The 14,192-nt window shown below is 44.3% G+C and carries 15 protein-coding genes; 7 read left to right on the forward strand and 8 right to left on the reverse strand.

Annotated elements, in window-relative coordinates; translation table 11 throughout:
* Positions 1-160: 160 nt before the first annotated feature.
* Positions 161-1,363 carry a carboxynorspermidine decarboxylase gene (locus U0021_RS00390; RefSeq protein WP_114800928.1) on the reverse strand — a complete coding sequence of 401 codons (1,203 nt, stop codon included), beginning with the start codon at positions 1,361-1,363 and terminating at the stop codon, positions 161-163.
* Between the two features lie 84 nt (positions 1,364-1,447).
* Here U0021_RS00390 and U0021_RS00395 point away from each other — a divergent pair, with 84 nt between their 5' ends.
* Together U0021_RS00395 and U0021_RS00400 are read left to right on the forward strand one after the other, a co-directional pair.
* Entirely contained in the window at positions 1,448-1,660 is a 213-nt protein-coding gene (locus U0021_RS00395; RefSeq protein ID WP_114800927.1) for a DUF2905 domain-containing protein, read from the forward strand.
* Positions 1,661-1,832: 172 nt separating this feature from the next.
* A complete protein-coding gene (locus U0021_RS00400; RefSeq protein ID WP_114800926.1) occupies positions 1,833-2,666 on the forward strand; it encodes a hypothetical protein in 834 nt (277 codons plus the stop codon).
* Positions 2,667-2,885: 219 nt separating this feature from the next.
* Here U0021_RS00400 and U0021_RS00405 read toward each other — a convergent pair whose 3' ends face one another.
* The 3 genes from U0021_RS00405 to U0021_RS00415 all read right to left on the reverse strand — a co-directional run bounded on the left by U0021_RS00405 (position 2,886) and on the right by U0021_RS00415 (position 4,371).
* Positions 2,886-3,323 (reverse strand): HIT domain-containing protein, encoded by a 438-nt coding sequence (locus U0021_RS00405; protein WP_049236054.1) that lies wholly within the window; start codon positions 3,321-3,323, stop codon positions 2,886-2,888.
* A gap of 115 nt (positions 3,324-3,438) precedes the next feature.
* Entirely contained in the window at positions 3,439-3,780 is a 342-nt protein-coding gene (locus U0021_RS00410) for a 5-carboxymethyl-2-hydroxymuconate Delta-isomerase (RefSeq protein WP_114800925.1), read from the reverse strand.
* Between the two features lie 45 nt (positions 3,781-3,825).
* Complete coding sequence (locus U0021_RS00415) at positions 3,826-4,371, reverse strand: tRNA (cytidine(34)-2'-O)-methyltransferase (RefSeq protein WP_114800924.1); 546 nt, start codon at positions 4,369-4,371, stop codon at positions 3,826-3,828.
* Positions 4,372-4,602: 231 nt separating this feature from the next.
* Here U0021_RS00415 and U0021_RS00420 point away from each other — a divergent pair, with 231 nt between their 5' ends.
* Entirely contained in the window at positions 4,603-4,743 is a 141-nt protein-coding gene (locus U0021_RS00420) for an entericidin A/B family lipoprotein (protein ID WP_049236062.1), read from the forward strand.
* Between the two features lie 60 nt (positions 4,744-4,803).
* Here the strand turns inward: U0021_RS00420 and hemW are convergent, their stop codons facing one another.
* From hemW to U0021_RS00435, 3 genes are read right to left on the reverse strand one after another with little or no spacing between them, the layout of a single operon-like run.
* The gene (gene hemW, locus U0021_RS00425; protein ID WP_114800933.1) at positions 4,804-5,979 is read right to left on the reverse strand and encodes a radical SAM family heme chaperone HemW; all 1,176 of its coding nucleotides are present in this window, start codon (positions 5,977-5,979) and stop codon (positions 4,804-4,806) included.
* 4 nt (positions 5,980-5,983) lie between these two features.
* Positions 5,984-7,168 carry a DEAD/DEAH box helicase gene (locus U0021_RS00430; protein ID WP_114800923.1) on the reverse strand — a complete coding sequence of 395 codons (1,185 nt, stop codon included), beginning with the start codon at positions 7,166-7,168 and terminating at the stop codon, positions 5,984-5,986.
* A gap of 30 nt (positions 7,169-7,198) precedes the next feature.
* Positions 7,199-7,609 (reverse strand): hypothetical protein, encoded by a 411-nt coding sequence (locus tag U0021_RS00435; protein ID WP_227507074.1) that lies wholly within the window; start codon positions 7,607-7,609, stop codon positions 7,199-7,201.
* Between the two features lie 270 nt (positions 7,610-7,879).
* Between U0021_RS00435 and cysT the strand changes: the two genes are divergently transcribed.
* From cysT to U0021_RS00450, 3 genes are all read left to right on the forward strand, one after another.
* Positions 7,880-8,758: a sulfate ABC transporter permease subunit CysT gene (gene cysT, locus U0021_RS00440; protein WP_114800922.1), complete on the forward strand. Its 879-nt coding sequence runs from the start codon at positions 7,880-7,882 to the stop codon at positions 8,756-8,758.
* Positions 8,759-8,807: 49 nt separating this feature from the next.
* A complete protein-coding gene (gene cysW / locus U0021_RS00445; protein WP_114800921.1) occupies positions 8,808-9,647 on the forward strand; it encodes a sulfate ABC transporter permease subunit CysW in 840 nt (279 codons plus the stop codon).
* Positions 9,648-9,719: 72 nt separating this feature from the next.
* A complete protein-coding gene (locus U0021_RS00450) occupies positions 9,720-10,439 on the forward strand; it encodes a sulfate/molybdate ABC transporter ATP-binding protein (RefSeq protein ID WP_114800920.1) in 720 nt (239 codons plus the stop codon).
* A gap of 42 nt (positions 10,440-10,481) precedes the next feature.
* On the opposite strand, the gene radA is transcribed toward U0021_RS00450, so the two are convergent.
* Positions 10,482-11,903 carry a DNA repair protein RadA gene (gene radA / locus U0021_RS00455; protein WP_114800919.1) on the reverse strand — a complete coding sequence of 474 codons (1,422 nt, stop codon included), beginning with the start codon at positions 11,901-11,903 and terminating at the stop codon, positions 10,482-10,484.
* Between the two features lie 319 nt (positions 11,904-12,222).
* On the opposite strand from radA, the gene U0021_RS00460 reads away from it, so the two are divergent.
* Entirely contained in the window at positions 12,223-14,055 is a 1,833-nt protein-coding gene (locus tag U0021_RS00460) for a phosphoenolpyruvate carboxykinase (GTP) (RefSeq protein ID WP_114800918.1), read from the forward strand.
* Positions 14,056-14,192: the final 137 nt, after the last annotated feature.

Consider the following 14,192-nt stretch of genomic DNA (forward strand, 5'->3'; position numbering starts at 1 on the left):
GGCTTATCAATATTTGTGCATGAATTAAAAAGGAAGACTTCAAGGAAAATTCATACACCCGAATCATTTGCCATTGACGACAAAGCCTTTAATGATAGCGATTTTTTGCCTTATTTTCAAGCACCTAGGCAATCATTTATGCTCAAAAGCTATCTTTGGCTTAGGACAGACTGGCTTTATAATCTTCATAATCAAATTGGCGCTGAACGACGATGTCACCATCTTGGCGAATGATCACGATCGATGGCATATCAACGCCATTAAACCAATTTTTCTTAACCATCGTATAGGCAGCAGCATTCCCAAAAGCGACTTTATCGCCGATTTTTAGAGGCTCGCTCAGTGCGTAATCACCAAAAATATCGCCCGCCAAGCAAGATTTGCCATAGATTCGTATTGAGGTCTCATCTGCCGATGTGCCATCAAAATCTGTGCCTGCAATATCATAAGCTGTGTCATTGACATAGGCCAGCGGCGAAGATTGGCGATAAATCAGCAAATCTAACATATGCGCCTCAATGGATGAATCAACTACCGCCAGCGGCTTACCATTATGCAGCGTATCAAGCACACTGGTTACCAGCACAGCACCTTGATGTACCGACGCTTCTCCAGGCTCAAGGTAAATTTGCACGCCGTAGGTTTCGCTAAAAGACTTCAGACGACTGATAAATTTATCTAAAGGATAGTTTGGATCAATATAGTGAATACCGCCACCAAAGCTAATCCATTCTAAGCGATGAAATAATTCACCAAAGCGCTTTTCTATATCTGCCAAGCTTTGGCTAAATGCCTCAAAATCATTATTTTCACAATTATTATGGATCATCACGCCAGTGATCTGATCGGCTACCGCCATAATGGCTTCTACATCATGTTCACCTAAGCGACTAAATGGTCTGGCAGGATCGGCGATGATGAATGATGAGTTACTGGTTTGGGGGTTTAGACGAAGTCCAACAGGAATGTTTTTATCGCGAGCCAGTTGTCCAAATCTATTTAATTGATTAAAAGAATTAAAAATAATCTTATCGCAATAACTTAGCACTTCTTCGATTTCGTGATCGGCATAAGCCACGCTATAAGCGTGTGTTTCGCCACCAAAGCACTCTTTACCTAGACGCACTTCCTTCAATGATGAAGAAGTTGTGCCGTGAAGATAAGGCTGCATCGACTCAAACACTCCCCAAGTAGCAAAGCATTTGAGCGCAAGCAAGGCTTTGGCGCCTGATTCATCACAGACCTTTTGACTGATGGTGAGATTGTCAATGATGGCACGCTCATCAAGCAAATAATATGGCGTTTGAATGGTTGCCAAAATCTCTTTTTGTTCAGGCGTTAATCGAGCAAAAAATTGACTCATGGTGAATTTCCTTGATAAAATTTGTGCTATATTTTAACAAAATTTTTGGTAGATTTGTTTTAAAAGACAGGCATTCAGATCTTTATGGCAAAAATATTTCTTTTAATTGGCATCGTTTTTGTTTTTCTTGGTATTATTTTGAGCGTTTTCCCAAACGCATTTTCATGGTTTGGTAAATTGCCTGGCGATATCAGCTATCATTCTCCAAGTGGGCAGACGCGCGTTTATTTTCCGATTGTTACCATGATCATTATTAGCGTGGTGTTGAGCATTGTTTTACATATTTTTCGGCGTTAGATGATCAATCGGCATTGGCAAGATCACATACTTTTTAAAGCTACAAAAAGTTACTGATTCACCCATCTTATCCCACCAAAAATTTGCTAAAATAATCATCAATTTATATTTATCAGGCTTTGCTTGCCAAGCTAAGGCTGCTTTAGGATAATCAATTTTAAGATCAAATCATATGGATAATACTCAAATAAATCACCCTTCTTCTCAGACACCCGCTGCTCATATCGCCGAAAATGGCGATGACAAAACCTTTTATCATGTTGATCAAGATCAAACAGATAATGTGGTTTTTGGAAATCAATTTAATGCCGATCAAAGCAGTTTATTCAATGAAAGCCTACTGCTAAGTTGGCAGCAGACTTTTGGCAATATTAAGCACGGCTATGTCAAAGCAGCAGATAATTTGGTGGATGAACTTTTGGTAACATTGACTCAAAAGCAAGTTAATGATGCTTTATATAAGTTTGTTACAAAAAATGTTAAGCTTTTGCATAATTTAAAATTGGATATTCATGATGGCTGGCTTAGACTAACCTGCACAGTAGATATCATGGGTCTATATACGACAGTGGCAAGTAACTTTGAGCTGGTTCATCTTCAGCTGGATCGCCATACCCAGCGGATAGTGCTTAAGCAAATCAGCGACACAGAAGTGATTGAGCTACACAGCAAACAATGGTATAAAGCCCCAGCTGCACGACTTGGCGTGGGTCTATATCGTGCGCTACTGCGCAAAGATCCGCTGCCGTTTATTTTAAATAAAATTAAGATCAAAGGCATCCCGTTTACCGAGCATAAAGGTAATGTCATTTATCTTGAAATTGGTCGCTGGCTAAAAAACAGCGATATAATCATGAAAAACCTCAAAAAAGCTCAAGTTAATGATGGCCATCTAAAAGCCCAACAACTTTTGTTAAAAGTTCAGCCAAACTTTGGTGATATCTTAAGCTTCGGTGATCCAGATGCTGACATCATCACCGAAAAAGACAATCCTGATAAATCATGAGTTTTGATTTAGATATTTTTAATTCTAAAAATTAAAGTTAAATTATCTGCACGGATATGTCCATAAAACCTTAGTTACTATAAGCTACGCCCCGAAAGTTGGATAACCTTTGGGGCGTAGTTGAATTCAGATGGGGTTTATTATAATTATTGGCATATTTTAAGTGGTATATGATACACTAAGCAAAATAAATAATTATATAAATCAAAGACTTAAACCCTAAACATCCATCTTCCAGTCAAATGGCATTTGGTGATGGCCACGTAATGCCATCATGAGCGTTTGCTGCATGTGACTGAGCACCTCTTGGGTGTAAGGCATCGCTGGACGACCCCAAACTGGATTTGGCCACGCGGCATCGTTTTGATAACGTACGATGTGATGAAAATGCAGCTGCGGTACTTGATTACCCAAAGCAGCAACATTCATTTTATCTGCACCAAAAATTTTTGCCATTTGGCTAGATACCCAGCTTGACTCACGCAAAAATTGCACTTGGTCAGCTGCTGATAACTCATAGATTTCTTTGATGCCAGAAACACGCGGCACCAAGATTAGCCAAGGAAATTGGCAATCATTCATCAGACGCACAGTCGATAAAGGAAAGTCACCGACCAAAAAGGTATCTTTGGCAAGTGTGGGATGTAATTGAAACATAGCTCGCTCATATTGTTGTTATAAATAGCAATATTGTAGCATAAATTTGGATGGCAAAAAAGATTTGCAATCCTGCACTGATCAAAGTTTGACAGTCGCCAAGGCTTAAATCGCATCAAGCTTTTTGATAGTTGTCTGCCAAATCCACCACTTCTACACCGTAGCTCAGGGTCGGATAATCTGCCCCAAGCACATTTTTAAGCTCACTTAATACGGATTTGGCAAGCTGCTCTTTAATGGTATCGCTCCGACCTTTCATTATCGCTACTTTGACATAAACAAAGGCGGCATCATCACGACCATCTCCCATCAAAAATGCCTTTGGACGATAGAGCCGAGTTTTGATGTCCTGCAGGCGAAACACTCCGCTGTTATCCAGAGCTTGATTAATCGTTCCAAGAATGATCATATCATCCGCAGCTACGTTTGGTGATATCTCAATGATTACTTGTGGCATAACTGTCCCTTTTTATCCAAAATTTATCCAAATCAATCACTTACATTATCTTGATGTTGGTTTGTGGTAGCCCACACTCTGCCCAACATCGCCCACAAATCCAAGCTGACGCCACACTTCATATAGGCAAATACCTACGCTATTGGCTAAGTTCAAACTGCGCGAATCTGGCAACATCGGCAGTCGCAGCCAATGATCAGCGCCAATGTCGGCACGCACATCTTCAGGCAGCCCATCAGTCTCTGAACCAAACACCAAGGCAACTTTATGCCGTTGATTATCCAGTCCAAAGCGATATTCATAAAACGGGCGGCTAAACTTAGTCGTCATCGCAACAATACACGTCACACCCACCGATTCGAGCGCTGATCTGGCATCCTGCCAGTGATCATGAACTCTTAAGGTTGCGTATTCATGATAATCAAGCCCTGCCCGCTTTAGGCGAGTGTCATCAAGCTCAAATCCTAGCGGCTTGACCAAGTGCAGCTGAGCGCCAGTGTTAGCGCATAAACGGATGATACTGCCAGTATTATTGGGAATTTTTGGGGAGAATAGCACAATATGAATGAGCGCATCTGAAGATTTTGACATGAAATTTACTTACAACTGTGACGATGCCGCCTATTGTACTCCGAAACGGCTCATTGCGCCAGATTTTGGTGAAATTCAAAGGTAAAATTTATAAATCTTGCCAAAAGTTTACAAAATGTAAAAAGTATTATCAAATCGCATCTATCGCTAGAAATTAATCAAAAACTTCGCTAATATAGCATTGTGAGTTCACAATTCACATGAATTTATTAAATCACTAAGGAATGTCTCATGAAAAAAGTATTGATCGCCTCTATCGCTGCCGTTGTTGTTTTGACTGGTTGCAACACTGTCAAAGGATTTGGTAAAGATGTCTCAAAAACTGGTGACGCTGTATCAAACACCGCACAAAAAGTTGAAAACAAAATCTAATTTTGACTCATTAAGCTTAAAAAAGATCCGCTCATCTGAGTGGATCTTTTTATGTATGCATCAGATAAATTGGCTGACCAAATGATTGACATATCGAAACCCAAGAGGCGTCGGTGCTATGCGCAAAGGATCTGAGACCATTAGCCCCTGATGCTGTAAGGGCAGTAGTTCGTTATCAATCGTACTGATCAAAAGCCCCGTGCGCGTCTCAAATAAATCAGCACCCACCCCATCTTTTAGACGAAGCGCATTCATCATAAATTCAAACGGCAAGTTTTCATCAGCAATGCGCTCAAAGTTAATCATTTTAGGCGCATCTTCAAATGAAAGATAGTCTTTGGGCAGGCGCGATTTTTGATAACGATAAATGCCATCTTGGTGATTTGGATGGTTTTTGAAAGTTAGCTTACCATGTGCCCCAGCGCCGATCGCCAAATAGTCGCCAAACTGCCAATAGTTGAGATTATGCCGACAAGGGGCATCATTTGGACCGCACCAAGCACTGACTTCATAATTAGAAAATCCATGCTTCGTCAGTACATCACGCCCTAAAGTTTCAATTTGCGCCATCACTTCTTCGTCTGGCAAATGCGGCGGAGTACGATAAAAGGCGGTATTTGGCTCTATCGTCAGCTGGTACCAAGATAAGTGAGTTGCGCCGGCATCAATGGCGGCTTGAATATCATTGACCGCTTTTAAAGGGTCTTGATTGGGCAGACCATACATCAAATCGGCATTAACACGATCAAACCCAGCTGCGCGTGCGGCACGAATGGCGTTTGATGCTTGATCGGGATTGTGAATACGCCCCAATACTTTTAGGGCGCTGTGATCAAAGCTTTGAACGCCAATGGACAAGCGATTAATGCCGATCTTGAGATACTCATCAAAAGGCGAATGCTCAAGTGCGCCAGGATTTGCCTCAAGTGTCACCTCACAGTCAGGCGAAAAATGATAAATCAGCCGCAGTCCATCAAACAGTCGCGCAAATGATTCGATGGGCAATAAAGACGGCGTGCCTCCACCGATAAATACCGTATCAATCTGACGATTTGATACCAAGCTATGTTGAGACAAAGCATCGCTGAGCAGCGCCTCGACATAGCTGTCAAATGGTGCTTGGTTTGGCAAGGCATGCGAGTTAAAATCGCAATAAGGGCATTTTTTGACGCACCAAGGAATGTGAATATATAGCGACAGCGGAATATGAGCAGGATCTAATAAATCAGGATGCATGCGCTCATGATCCTTGTTCTTGCTCATCCAAAAACTCAAATTGGCTGAGCTTGAATTTTTGATCGACATGCGACTCAAGCGCAGGCAAGTTAAAAGCGTCATTTTCACTCACAAAACTGATGGATACGCCACTCAAACCAGCTCGCCCTGTACGACCTATACGATGCACATAATCATCAGGCATCTCAGGCAAAGTATAGTTAATCACATGCGTCACATCATCCACATGAATGCCGCGACCTGCCACATCCGTTGCTACCAGTACATTGACCTCACCGTCTTTGAAACGCTGAAGGTAGCGCTCTCGTTTTTGCTGAGCCACATCTCCAGACAGCATCGTCACCTCGTGATGGCGGCGCAGATGATCATATAGGCGCTTGACCTGATCTTTACGATTGGCAAAAACGATCGTTTTTTTCACCGAATCATCCGCCAAAATCTGCTTAAGCGCGCTCATTTTTTCACGCTCAGTGACCAAATAAAACTGCTGATCAATCGACTGATTGGTTTTGCTTTCAGGTGCGATCTCAACAAATGCTGGCTGATGCAGCCAGCGATAAGCCAAATTCATCACATCTTGATTAAATGTTGCTGAAAACAAAAGGCTTTGGCGCTCGGTGTTGCTTGGCATGTGCCGGACGATGCGCTTAATATCAGGGATGAAGCCCATATCCAGCATGCGATCAGCTTCATCAAGTACAAATACCTCGACACGATCCAAAAAAAGCTCGCCTTTATTAACCCAATCGATGATGCGCCCTGGCGTACCAATCAAAATATCCAACGGTCTTTTGTGCAGCTGCTCAAGCTGCTTATCAAAATCAGCGCCGCCTGTAATGCACAAATTATAAAGCTGACTAAATCGGGTCAGCTCGCGACAGTCCGCCAAAATCTGCTGCGCAAGCTCTCGGGTCGGCGCCAAAACCAGCGCTCTGGGTTCGCCAAGATAACGGACTTCATCATCGCCAAAAGGACGCTTTAATAGTGACTCAATGATGGTAATCAAAAATGTCGCCGTCTTGCCTGTGCCAGTTTGCGCCTGCCCGATGGCATCTTGATTTGCCAAGGTGTGCGGCAAAATCTGTGCTTGAATGGGAGTTAATTGATCAAATTTTAGTGCTTGCACTGCCTTTAAAGTCGCCTCAGACAATGGCAAGTCATCAAAATTTTTAAAAGTCGTTTCGGTCATAAGAATACCATCAGGCTTGCGGTGTTGCGATTAATTTTTGGGAGCTTCAAGGATTTGCTCAAGACAAGAATAAAAAGATGACTCGCCCACACTCATCACGAACGCTTGTTTTTCAGCGTCGGTTTTTAGAACCGATTCTTGAAACATTCTATCAATGGCATCTTTCCAATACTTATCAAGCGTCGCAGCGGTTTGCGGATCGATGAGTTTTTTTAGCTCAGTCATGCTCTCACCATGGCTAGTGAGCACCTCAGATTTGGTTGCGCCGCCTTGACGAGCGCCAGCGATACGCATCACCCCATAAGTTGCAAAATCGCAAAAATCCGCCGCCATTTGCTCTTGTTGGGTCAAAGACGCTTCAGGCGCGGCAGTATTTGCATAAGCCACCGCTGGTAAGCTCAACGCCAAAATAGCCAAACTACGCATCAACTTATTTTTCATCATTATATTCCAGTGTGTTTTGGTATATTTTACGATCAACTGATCGCGCTAAACCTTGGCATTATCGCATGTTTAGCAAAGTTTGAAAAGGTCTATGATCATCCCTCAAAAGACGCAAAATCATCACATCGCAGCTCTAATCGGTCTAAATTCCATAAAGGAAAATAAAAAGTCAATTTTTGCGCTTAAAGTTTATATACCAATGCCGTAAAGTACAGCCATCTTTTGAGTTTATCATCAGTTACCCATTGTACCATTAGGATTGTTATCATGCCAAATCAGCCAATACCCCCAAAAAATCGCGCGCGCCGAGTGATGCCTTTTTTTGGGCTAAGTATGGGCGTCAGCATATTTGCACTCAGTTTGTTGGTGATTTTACCCTTTTTGATGATGGTTTTGACGACATTACAAATGGATTTTGGCGACATCATGCGCACGATTCGCGAGCCACAAGTGTTTGCAGCGATTAAGCTATCCTTATCCATGGCGATGCTTGCCACCATTACCAATCTGATTTTTGGGACGCTGGTGGCTTGGGTATTGGTGCGTTATGAGTTTTGGGGGAAATCCTTTTTAAATGCGTTGGTTGATCTGCCATTTGCCCTGCCAACGGCGGTGACCGGCATCGCCCTTGCCACGCTTTATGCGCCTAATGGCTTGTTTGGTCAATGGTTTACACGCCTTGGACTGCTGCTATTTAATGAGCCAATAAAAATTGCTTTTACGCCGATTGGCATATGGCTTGCTTTGGTGGTGGTCAGTTTTCCTTTTATTGTGCGCGCGGTGCAGCCAGTGCTTGCCGAGCTTTCGGTAGAGTTTGAAGAAGCGGCAGCGGTGATGGGTGCTAGCCGCCTGACGACATTTCGCCGCGTCATTTTGCCTGAGATCGCCCCAGCGATGCTGATCGGCGCTGGCATGATGTTTGCGCGTGCTACAGGCGAGTATGGGTCGGTGATTTTTATTGCTGGTAATATCCCCATGCAGTCGGAGATTTTACCCTTAATCATTGTCTCAAAACTTGAGCAGTTTGATGTATCAGGCGCAGCTTGCGTCGCGTTATTTATGCTTTTGATCTCATTGGTGGTTTTGTTTGCCATTAATTTTGCTCAGTGGAAACTGTCTGCAAGACTTGGTGCAAAAACCAACTGATTTATCACGATAAAAATTATTGAGTCATATAAAAATCTAAGGCAAGACTATGGCAAATACAAATTCTTATGCATACCAAAAAAATCCTGCCACGCGTGATAAACCTTGGGTCAAATACAGTTTGATTGGTGTGGCGGCTGTATTTATGGGCGTCATGCTGGTTGTGCCACTATTGTCTGTTTTTTATGAAGCGCTTAAAGAAGGATGGCAGGCATATCAAGCCGCACTACTTGAACCTGATGCGCTGTCATCTATTAAGCTTACCTTAATAACAGCGGCGATCGTTTTACCCATCAATACGATCATTGGGGTGGCGCTGGCGTATTTGATCACACGCCATAAATTTCGCGGCAAATTTGTGATCACCACACTGCTTGATCTGCCCTTTGCGGTGTCGCCTGTGGTGGCAGGTTTGATGTTTGTGCTGGTCTTTGGCGCTAATACGCTGCTTGGGGGCTGGCTTGAGAGCATGGGGATTCAGGTGATCTTTGCGACGACAGGGATTGTGCTTGCGACTTTGTTTGTCACCTTTCCATTCATCGCACGAGAGCTCATTCCACTCATGCAGGCACAAGGCGACAGTGAAGAAGAAGCCGCTTTGACGCTGGGCGCCAACGGCTGGCAGATGTTTTGGAAAGTGACTCTGCCAAATATCAAATGGGCGCTACTTTATGGCATTATCCTAACCAATGCACGTGCGATGGGTGAATTTGGGGCGGTATCGGTGGTGTCTGGACATATCCGAGGCGAGACGAACACCATGCCTTTGATGATTGAAATTGCATACAATGAATACGCGTTTACCTTGGCATTTGCGCTGTCAAGCTTGCTTGCGCTACTTGCTTTGGTCACTTTGGCAGTTCAAGGCTTTATGAGTCGTAAAAAATAGCAGTCATACAGGTTTTATCAAACAAGCATTTACATATAAATATTTATTAATATAGCTAAAAAGGTATCTTCCATGAGTATTGAAATCCAAAACATTCATAAAGCTTTCGGTGATTTTGTTGCCTTGGGCGATATCAGCATCGATATTCCAACAGGTGAGCTAACCACTTTATTGGGTCCATCAGGCTGCGGTAAAACAACCTTACTGCGCATCATCGCAGGCCTTGAAAATGCAGACAGCGGGCGGATATATTTTGATGGTGTCGATGTGACCGACATACCAGTTCAGCATCGCGGTATCGGGTTTGTATTTCAGCAATATGCGTTATTTCGACATCAAACGGTTGCCCAAAACATTGGGTTTGGCTTGACACTTCTACCGCGTCATGCGCGCCCTTCGGTGGATGAAATTGATCGGCGTGTCGATGAGCTGCTTGACTTGGTGCAGCTTTCACACACCAAAACCCGCTACCCACATGAACTGTCAGGCGGACAGCGTCAGCGCATTGCTTTGGCGCGTGCATTGGCGACCAATCCTAAGCTGCTGCTGCTTGATGAGCCTTTTGGTGCGCTTGATGCCAAAGTGCGTAAAGAGCTGCGAGCTTCTCTCAAGGACATCCAGCGCGAAATTGGCATCACCAGCATCATGGTCACGCATGACCAAGAAGAAGCCCAAGCCATATCTGATAAGATTGTCATTATGAATCATGGGCAAATAGAGCAAATTGGCACGCCAAGCGAGCTGTTTGCTAAGCCAAGCAGTGACTTTGTGGTGGATTTTTTGGGCTTATAACATTTAAAAAACTAGCCCAAAATCCAACTGATAAAAAGCGCCTTAGCCAACAGTAATTTCAAAAGCTTGATAAATCGCTTCATCAAGCCTATCAACAGCGATGATATGAATACGGTTAAATTGTGAGTTATTGGCGGCAGGTGCATTGGCTTTGGGTACGATGGCATGGGTAAATCCATGCTTCATCGCTTCTTTGAGACGCTCTTGACCATTGGGCACAGGACGAATCTCCCCAGATAGCCCCACTTCACCGAACACACAAAGCCGATTGGGCAGCGCCTTTTCACGAATGCTAGAGGCGCAGGCAAGTAATACTGCAAGGTCTGATCCAGTCTCCATGACCTTAACGCCGCCAACGACGTTGACATACACATCCATACCACTGGTATGAATGCCGCCATGCCGATGCATTACCGCCAAAAGCATGGACAGTCTTTGATAATCAAGTCCCAATGCCATGCGGCGCGGCTGAGCTTGAGCGCTATCCACAAGCGCCTGGACCTCAACCAACAAAGGACGCGTACCTTCACGGCTGACCATGACGACCGACCCTGCGATGGGCTTATCATAACGGCTCAGAAAAATTGCCGATGGATTGGCGACTTCTTTTAAGCCTGTATCCGTCATCCCAAAAATACCCAGCTCGTTCACCGCACCAAAACGGTTCTTGACGGCGCGTATCATACGAAAGCGGCTATCTGATTCGCCTTCAAAATACAACACCGTATCGACCATATGCTCAAGCACTCTAGGTCCAGCCAAGGCGCCTTCCTTGGTGACATGCCCCACCAAAAATAGCGCGGTGCCTGTTTGCTTGGCATAGCGAGTCAAGATGGCTGCTGATTCACGGATTTGGGCGACACCACCAGGGGCAGACTGAATCATCTCTGTAAATAATGTCTGAATCGAATCAATCACCGCAATGGCTGGCTGCTCTGCAGTCAATGCTGCACAAATGGTATCGACATTGGTTTCAGCTAAGACGCGCAGGCGATCGGTTGGCAGACCAAGCCTTTTGGCACGCATTGCCACCTGAGATAGGCTTTCTTCGCCAGTGATATACAAAGCAGAGCCCGACAGTGAATCACCTGCTGCCATATTAATGGCAGTTTGTAATAAAATTGTCGATTTACCAATGCCAGGATCGCCACCAATGAGCACCACCGACCCTGCCACCAATCCACCACCAAGAACGCGATCAAATTCACCAATCCCAGTTGGCATACGCGTCTCAAGCGTAACGCCAACATGGTCTAAGGTCATCACACCGCTCACCGCTCCAGCGTAGTTGGCAGTTTTTCTAGGCGCAGCGGTGGCGGTTTTTGACTTATTATGGTGCGGTAAACTGGTGTTGGGCGCCTCAACGAGTGTATTCCACTCACCGCAATCCGTACATTGCCCTGCCCATTTTCCATAAATTGCCCCGCAATTTTGGCAAATATAGCTTGATTTAGCTTTAGCCATAGATTATCCTAGTTGATTAATCTTAATTGATTAATCAAATTGTAGCATTTTTTTTAGTATGCTTGCTAATTAACATCTTACGCAGCCCAAATACCCTATCAATCCTACCTGCAAAACGCCACTTTGACCCGTTTTTAAGCATAACTTTTAAAAATACATACATTTAATTTAATTATAGTACTTATCTTTCTTCATGTTTTGTGGTTTAATACTGCTTTTCACAGCGCCACTGTATTATCTTGTTACAATTTAAAGGCTTTATGAGTCTTTCTGTACAAATAACAGTGGATCGCCAATTTTCATTAAATGAGATCCAAACATGACTGCAAAGATAACTGCTCCAGATTTTGTTCGTCACCAAGCCTTGATTAATTGGGTGGCTGAAATTGCCGCTCTGACCAAACCTGCCGCCATCGAATGGTGCGACGGCTCCGAAGAAGAAAACCAGCGCCTGATCGATCTGATGATCGAAAACGGCACCATGATCAAATTAAATGAAGACAAGCATCCAAATTCATATCTGGCGTTCTCAGATCCGACAGATGTTGCGCGTGTCGAAGATCGTACTTATATCTGCTCAAAAGAAGAAATCGACGCAGGCGCGACCAATAACTGGATCGAGCCAGGTCAAATGCGCGCCAAATTAAACGAGTTGTTCGATGGCTGTATGGTAGGTCGCACCATGTATGTGGTACCTTTTAGCATGGGTCCTTTGGGCAGCCACATTGCCCATATCGGCATCGAAATCACAGATAGTCCTTATGTCGTTGTCAGCATGCGCAAAATGGCGCGTATGGGCAAAGAAGTTTATGATGTGCTTGGCACCGATGGCGAGTATGTGCCATGCGTCCACACTGTGGGCGCACCACTGACCGAAGGACAAAAAGATGTGGCATGGCCATGCAACGATGACAAATACATCGTACATTTCCCCGAGACTCGTGAAATCTGGTCATATGGATCAGGCTATGGCGGCAATGCTTTGCTTGGCAAAAAATGCCTAGCGCTACGCATCGCCTCTGCCATGGGCCGTGAACAAGGTTGGTTGGCTGAACATATGCTGATCTTGGGTGTCACCAACCCACAAGGCAAAAAGCACTACATCGCTGCAGCATTCCCATCAGCGTGCGGTAAAACAAACTTTGCCATGCTCATTCCACCAGCAGGCTATGAAGGCTGGAAAGTCGAAACCGTCGGTGATGATATCGCATGGATTAAGCCTTCTGCAGACGGCAAACTTTACGCCATCAACCCTGAAGCAGGCTTCTTTGGTGTTGCGCCAGGCACCAACACCAAAACCAACTCAAACTGCATGAGCACTTTGGTGTCTGATGTCATCTACACTAACGTCGCCGTTACCGATGATGGCGAAGCTTGGTGGGAAGGTAAAACTAAAGAAACTCCAGAAAACTTAACGAACTGGAAACGTGAGCCACATACAGGTGAAGAGCGTGCGGCACATGCCAATGCACGATTTACCGTCTCTGCCAAACAATGTCCATCCATCGATCCACAGTGGGAGAATCCTGAAGGCGTGCCAATTTCTGCTTTCATCTTTGGTGGTCGCCGTGCAGATACCGTACCTTTGGTATCAGAAGCATTTGATTGGGTAGATGGGGTTTATAAAGCGGCAACCATGGGTTCTGAAACCACAGCTGCTGCAACTGGTCAACAAGGTGTTGTGCGCCGCGATCCATTTGCGATGTTACCATTTGCTGGCTATAACATGGCTGACTACTTCAACCATTGGTTACAAATGGGCGAAAATGTTGGCAAAACAGCTGAAGCGGCAGGCAATCAGCTGCCAAAAATGTTCAAAGTCAACTGGTTCCGCCGTGACGAAAATGGCGACTTTGTATGGCCTGGCTTTGGTCAGAACATGCGTGTTCTACAGTGGATCATCGAGCGCTGTGAAGGTACTGCGAATGCTGTGCACACTCCAATTGGCTTGGTGCCAACTTATGATGACATCAACTGGGATCAGTCTGATTTTAGCAAGGCACAATTTGAGCTTGTGACCAGTCAAGACAAAGATGCTTGGATCAAAGAGCTTGAAAGCCATGCTGAGTTGTTTGATAAGCTGGGTGAGCGTATGCCAGAAGCACTCAAAGCGCATAACGCCAAACTAAAAGCTGACATTGAGCAAGCATAAGCGATCGTCGTCAAACAAAAAGCGGAAAATATGTTTTCCGCTTTTGTTTAATAACTCATTAATAAAAGTAATTGGTTGACCGGTGCACAACAAAAAAACCAGCTTTTTCATAAAGCTGGTTTTTTTGTTAAATCGTT

This window comes from Moraxella canis (assembly GCF_034424565.1).
GTDB lineage: Bacteria > Pseudomonadota > Gammaproteobacteria > Pseudomonadales > Moraxellaceae > Moraxella > Moraxella canis.